This window comes from Chitinophagaceae bacterium (assembly GCA_030053935.1).
Lineage (GTDB): Bacteria > Bacteroidota > Bacteroidia > Cytophagales > JASGCU01 > JASGCU01.
Map to the genome: position 1 here is coordinate 1 of JASGCU010000135.1, position 3,665 is coordinate 3,665.

Genomic DNA, 3,665 nt, shown 5'->3' on the forward strand with positions numbered 1-3,665 from the left:
GTTATTATTATATTTTATGTATAAAGGACTTAATGTAATGGTTTTTTGTTAGTTTGTTTTTAATTAATTTGATAATAGGGTTGTATAATATAAATATATGGAAAGGTTTATATAAAGAATAAAGATTTAGTTAGATAACTTAGGAAAAAATACAATTTTTTTTGACTTTTATAAAAAATAGGAGTATAATATATATTATAAAATAATAATAAAAAATATGACAGAAATAATAAAAATGAACAATGAATCAGAAATTCCAAACCTTACAAAAGAACTTTGGTTTGAACTTAAAAAAGACAACCTTTCAATATATTGTTTTGTGTTTGTATTTAATAAAGATTCTTATAAAAATGAATATGAGAAGATATGTTTAGATTTTTTAGAGGATAATAAAGATTTGTTATGTAGTAGTGGAAACAATTTACAAAATAATTTTTGTTGAGCACTAAAAGATATAAAAGAATTAAATATTATGAAATTTGAAATTTTTGAAGAGAAAAGATTTTATAAAACATTATTTATAAATATTCTAAATTAAATCTATGGCAACTTACGGAAGATCATATACAATAAGCGAATTCGCAGAATTAGTCGGAGTAGATCCAGACACTCTTCGCAATTGAGAAGAAAATGGCTTACTCAAACCGCTCAGAATAGGTATGAGGCAAGATAGAAGATATACTATAGAGCATGCCAATCTTGCTAAAGAGAAAGGCCTCATCTCCGAGCTTGTAAAAAAAGCCCCACAAAGGGATTATTTGAAAATGGATAAAGAGGATTTGATAAAAGAGATACAAACATTAAAATCTCAAAAGAAATTTGGTCTTGTCTGAGAGACTGAGAATGTGGAGACTATAGAGAAAGATATAAAAGAGAATATCAATAAAGCCCCGATATTAAAAAATATTCTTAAAAGAAAAATTGATACGACAAGGAAAGATAAAAATAAATTAAATAAAAAAGATAAAATCAAAAATAGTAAAGATATAGAGATGGGTGATGTAGAAAAATTCTCTCCTACAAATATTTTAATAGAGGGGGACAATTATGATACTCTTAAGATTTTGAATTATACTCATCAAGAGAAAATTGATGTGATATATATTGATCCACCGTATAATACTGGGAATAAAGATTTTAAATATAATGATTCTTTTGTGGATAAAGAGAATGCTTATAGGCATAGTAAGTGATTGTCTTTTATGGAGAAGAGGCTTCGTCTTGCTTATGATTTACTTTCAAAAAATGGGGTGATTTTTATTTCTATTGATGATAATGAGCAGGCGAGATTGAAACTTCTTTGTGATGAGATTTTTGGAGAAGAGAATTTTGTAGCGAATATGATAAGGCAAACAAAACAAGGGGGAGGTAGTAATTCTAGATTTTTTGCGATAGAACATGATTATGTATTATGTTATTTGAAAAATATTAATGTTGCAGAGGATTTTTTTATGGATCATAACGAACTCTATTTAAAAAGGTATAAAGAAGAAGATGAAATAGGTAGATATTTTTGAGACACACTACAAAGACCTGGATTAGGTGGTGAAAAATATAAAATAACAACTCCTGATGGAATAGAAGTGGAAGGCTATTTTATATATAAAAAAGAAAAATTATTACAAATGATTGAAAAAGGGGATGTTAAGATTGATCTATTGAAAACTGGAAAATATAGTGTAAAGTTTAAGCAAAGATTAAATGAATTAGGCAAAAAACCCAGATCTTTAACTATGGATTTTGGCAGTACTATAGAAGGTAGTAAAGAAATAGAAGATATTTTTGGAAGCAGAATTTTTTCTTTTCCTAAACCAGTATCATTAATAAAACATCTTATAAAAATCTCCTCTCAAAAAAACTCCATCATCTTAGATTTCTTTGCTGGATCGGGGACGACGGGTCATGCTGTACTGGAATTAAATAAAGAAGACGGAGGTAATAGACAATTTATATTAGCCACAAACAATGAAAATAATATTTGTGAAGAAGTGACTTTTGAAAGAATAAAAAGAGTTATGACTGGATATAAAAATCTTAAAGGAGAAAATATTGAAGGAATAGGAGGAAGACTTGAATATTTGAAAACAGATTTTGTAGATATGGAAAAGATGGAGATGATTAGCGATGACAAAAGATTAGCCTTTACTCTTGAGGCAGGATGGACTATCGCCATGAAAGAAAATGTATTTACTGAAATAGAGAGTAATGAATATTATCAAATCTTTGAAGGTGAAGTAATGGATGATACTAAAATCACAAAAAATAAAAATAAAAAAATAGAAAATAAAAACCACGAGAAAAACTACGATAGCAATAAAAAAAATAACGAAGAAAATAACGAGTATAGTCTGAATGTAGAAAATAAAATTATCAAAAAGACTTTGGCGATTTATTTTAAAGAGAATTTGGATCGCCTTGAAGAATTGGAAGAGAAGATTTTAGATAAAGAAAATGTGAGGCTTTATATTTATTCAAATGATATAGGGGAATTTGAAGATGATTATAAAGAGTATAAAAATATCACAGTCTGCGACATCCCCGAGCCGATATTAAGGGTTTATAGAGGGAATTAAAAAAGAAAATATATGCAAAAGAATATTTATACAAAAAACACATCCAAAGATACAATGAAAGTAAGTTTTATAGTATTGAGAGAAACGAATACTACCAGATTAATATTTAGACCTACTTGAGTTAATGACAGTCTGACAGACAATCCTTTAAGAGGCGGTTTTTATTTTCAAAAAAAATCTGTAAATAATGAATGGGAGGATGTTGAAAGTTTAAAAATTAGCACATTAAAAAAAGATGAGTCTTATCAACTAAATCTTGACGGAGAAGAAATATCGATACTGTTAAATGAATTAGAAAATATTATGAATACTTTAAAGGAAAAAGGTGTAAAATTTGGTACAAAAAAGTATGTGTTAAATGAAGAAAATTCAGAAGAAGTAATTTTGCAACTTAGTAACATTGTAGACGAAAATACTAAAAATAAAGTTATTGATCATTTTAAGAATTTAGAAAATAATAATTTTGAAAATATAGAAAATATTTTACAAAAAGCAAAATTAGAAAAAATAATTGAGACTTTTGAAAAAAATATTAAAAATTGTGATGAGTCTTTTTGGCAAAATTTTTTTGAAGAAAATACATGAATATTGCAACAAGTTTTTGTTCATCCGGTATTATATATACAAGGAGAAACATATTTGGGTGGTAAAAACACAAAAGGTAGAAATGGTTCAGGTGGAGTAGTAACAGATTTTTTATTAAAAAATATTTCAAGTAACAGTATTTGTGTCGTTGAAATAAAAACACCATGCACTGATTTAATAAATCAAAGTGTATATCGTGGAAGTGGTAATGGAAAAAATAATGATATACATTCTACGGGCAGTGATTTGTCTGGAAGTGTAATACAATTAGAAAATCAAATACATGAAGCAATAAATAATTTCAAAACCGTAATTGGTTCAGATGAATCAACTAAAGATGTTGGTATTTTAGATCCAAGAGGTGTTTTAATTATAGGAACTTATTCCGATTTGAGTGATTCTCAAAAAAGAAGTTTTAATCTTTTTAGAAAATCATTAAGTAGAGATATAGTAACTTTTGATGAACTTTTAGAAAAAATGAAGATGTTGTTAAATATTTATTAAAAT

The 3,665-nt window shown here is 26.7% G+C and carries 7 protein-coding genes; all 7 read left to right on the forward strand.

Features of this window, described 5'->3' with window-relative positions:
* The first annotated feature begins 217 nt into the window (after positions 1 to 217).
* Positions 218 to 442, forward strand: coding sequence for a hypothetical protein (locus tag QM536_09555; GenBank protein MDI9357255.1), 225 nt, complete (start codon positions 218 to 220; stop codon positions 440 to 442).
* A gap of 217 nt (positions 443 to 659) precedes the next feature.
* Positions 660 to 833, forward strand: coding sequence for a hypothetical protein (locus QM536_09560; protein MDI9357256.1), 174 nt, complete (start codon positions 660 to 662; stop codon positions 831 to 833).
* A 12-nt stretch (positions 834 to 845) separates the two neighbouring features.
* Complete coding sequence (locus QM536_09565; GenBank protein MDI9357257.1) at positions 846 to 1,193, forward strand: hypothetical protein; 348 nt, start codon at positions 846 to 848, stop codon at positions 1,191 to 1,193.
* Between the two features lie 9 nt (positions 1,194 to 1,202).
* Positions 1,203 to 1,517, forward strand: coding sequence for a DNA methyltransferase (locus QM536_09570; GenBank protein ID MDI9357258.1), 315 nt, complete (start codon positions 1,203 to 1,205; stop codon positions 1,515 to 1,517).
* 66 nt (positions 1,518 to 1,583) lie between these two features.
* A complete protein-coding gene (locus QM536_09575) occupies positions 1,584 to 2,573 on the forward strand; it encodes a DNA methyltransferase (protein ID MDI9357259.1) in 990 nt (329 codons plus the stop codon).
* A gap of 303 nt (positions 2,574 to 2,876) precedes the next feature.
* Positions 2,877 to 3,158 carry a hypothetical protein gene (locus QM536_09580; GenBank protein ID MDI9357260.1) on the forward strand — a complete coding sequence of 94 codons (282 nt, stop codon included), beginning with the start codon at positions 2,877 to 2,879 and terminating at the stop codon, positions 3,156 to 3,158.
* Between the two features lie 3 nt (positions 3,159 to 3,161).
* Positions 3,162 to 3,662, forward strand: a complete 501-nt coding sequence (locus QM536_09585) for a DUF4263 domain-containing protein (GenBank protein MDI9357261.1) — start codon at positions 3,162 to 3,164, stop codon at positions 3,660 to 3,662.
* Positions 3,663 to 3,665: the final 3 nt, after the last annotated feature.